This is a genomic window from Oleiphilus sp. HI0125 (assembly GCF_001635355.1).
Genome location: NZ_LWGF01000718.1, coordinates 1 through 953, shown reverse-complemented (window position 1 = coordinate 953; position 953 = coordinate 1). Strand labels below are relative to the sequence as shown.

Sequence of the window (953 nt, the reverse complement as noted above, 5' to 3'; positions counted from 1 at the left end):
AATTAACGATCGAACCGAATACTGAGTTTTATTCGCGGCCTCCCGTAATTCCAGAAGATGATGCCCTTTGGGAAATTATTGAAAGTGGCTCGGGACTGTTGAAAGATAAAGGTTATCAACAGTATGAGGTGTCTGCATTTGCACAACAAGATAAGCAGGCTCGCCATAATTTGAATTACTGGGAGTTTGGCGATTACATTGGTTTAGGTGCAGGTGCGCATTCAAAAATTACGCTTGCTGGAGATGGGCGTCTACTTCGATACCGTAAGTCGCGAATGCCAGAAGCGTATATGGCTGATCGAATTCAATATCGAATTGGCGAAGAAGTCATCGAACGTGATGCACAAGCCTTTGAGTTTATGATGAATGCACTGCGATTAAAGCAAGGAGTTGAGAGTCGTTTATTAGAGCGGCGCACTCTGCTGAAATTGTCAGATCTGTCCAAGATCATTGATCAACTTCGATCGGAGGGTTTGTTTGTGGAGGATACGCAACGTATCCAATTAACGGATAAGGGTTTTTTGTTTTTGAATTCGGTGCTGGAGAGGTTTTTGTGATGCTTTCTAATTTCTACTCTTCTTCAGTTTTCGTCTTGATGGACGACTTGAAGGTAGTTCTACATTCGATAGTACTTTGAGTTTAATACTTCTTTTCCTGTCGGCGGCGGCCGACGGCGCATTAAGACCTTTGACGTCAAAGGTCTTAGTAACCTAAAGGCGCCCCAACTCTCGCGGCCTGCGCTTCACTCAATCTCTTGTTCCAATCGGCGCTGAGGAACTCTCTCCCTTTGGTCGTTCAGACAGTCCTCGCGTATTTCCGATTGTCACTAGCGCGCTTTCGTCTCTCGAGATGAGAGGGGCTGGCTCCGATAAAGTATATTGTTTGCACCAACTTTCCCCTTCTGACTAGATGAGTCGCGCAAAGGATAAACAGGTGAACGCCGAGGACTGTCT

1 pseudogene is annotated in these 953 nt (G+C 45.6%); it reads left to right on the top strand.

Annotated features, from left to right (window positions below):
- Nucleotides 1-557: pseudogene (locus A3762_RS10500) on the top strand (YggW family oxidoreductase); the annotation flags it as partial.
- Between the last annotated feature and the right edge of the window lie 396 nt (nucleotides 558-953).